Source organism: Ureibacillus sp. 179-F W5.1 NHS, assembly GCF_045369345.1.
In the GTDB taxonomy this organism is placed as follows: domain Bacteria; phylum Bacillota; class Bacilli; order Bacillales_A; family Planococcaceae; genus Ureibacillus; species Ureibacillus halotolerans.
In genome coordinates this window covers 1-1102 of sequence record NZ_JBIQFG010000108.1, presented here as the reverse complement: position 1 = coordinate 1102, position 1102 = coordinate 1, and the positions used below count along the sequence as shown (strand labels likewise).

Sequence of the window (1102 nt, the reverse complement as noted above, 5' to 3'; positions counted from 1 at the left end):
AATTCAAATTACAACTAGTAAAGCTTTATGAAAATGGAAAGTCTCGTGCAGATATCTGTCGAGAATATGAAATAACGCCTTCTGCGTTAGATCGCTGGATTAAAAACCATCAAGAGACTGGCTCATTTACTGCAGAAGACAATCGTACTGAAGAAGAAAAGGAATTAATTAGATTACGAAAAGAAAACCAACGTTTAATGATGGAGAATGACATTTTAAAGCAAGCAGCGCTGATCATGGGACGAAAATAGATGTGATTCGAAACAACGCTCACAAATATTCAGTATCAGCAATGTGTAACGTCCTCAACATCGCCAAAAGCACCTATTACTATCACGCCAATCTGCGTGAAAAAGAAGCACATGACAAAGAAGAAGTTGAGCTTTCCAACGATATTCAACGCCTTTTTAAGGAAAGTCGTAGTAACTATGGTACTCGTAAACTTAAAGTAGAATTAGAGAAACAAGGTAAGATTGTTTCCCGTCGTCGAATCGGTCGAATCATGAAACAATTAGGACTGGTATCAAATTATACTGTGGCCCAATACAAGCTGCATAAGCAAACCTGTAATGAAGCACCAATCAAAAATGAGTTAGATCGGCAGTTTAAAACAGAAGAACAATTCGCAGTAGTTGTCAGTGATTTAACATACGTCCGTGTTGAGAAAAAATGGCACTATGTATGCTTATTTGTCGACCTTTTCAATCGAGAAATTATTGGTCACAGTGCCGGTCCAAATAAGACAGCAGACCTTGTATATCAAGCATTAGCTAGCATAAAAGGGAATTTACATAACATCAAGATGTTCCACACAGACCGTGGGAAAGAGTTTGATAACAAACTCATTTCAGGGGTCTTAGAGACATTTGGGATTCAGCGATCATTAAGTATGAAGGGCTGCCCTTATGATAATGCCGTGGCCGAAGCGATGTTCAAAGTATTTAAAACCGAATTCGCAAACGGCGCACACTTCGCTTCTCTTGAACAGCTATCTCTTGAACTTAATGATTATGTTCATTGGTTCAATAACATTCGAATTCACGGAACACTAGGCTATTTAACGCCTGTGGAATTCAAGAATAGGTCCTTATAAAGGTTGTCC

Annotated in this window: 1 protein-coding gene; it reads left to right on the top strand. The window is 38.5% G+C overall.

What is annotated here, in order from left to right:
* Positions 1-1093, top strand: a protein-coding gene (locus tag ACH0B5_RS18035) for an IS3 family transposase (RefSeq protein WP_406928260.1) whose coding sequence is annotated in 2 segments (ribosomal slippage) — positions 1-216 and positions 216-1093 — 1094 coding nt annotated over the 2 segments. Because the reading frame shifts where the segments join, the coding sequence is not laid out codon by codon here. This gene is flagged as partial in the annotation.
* Positions 1094-1102 lie beyond the last annotated feature (9 nt).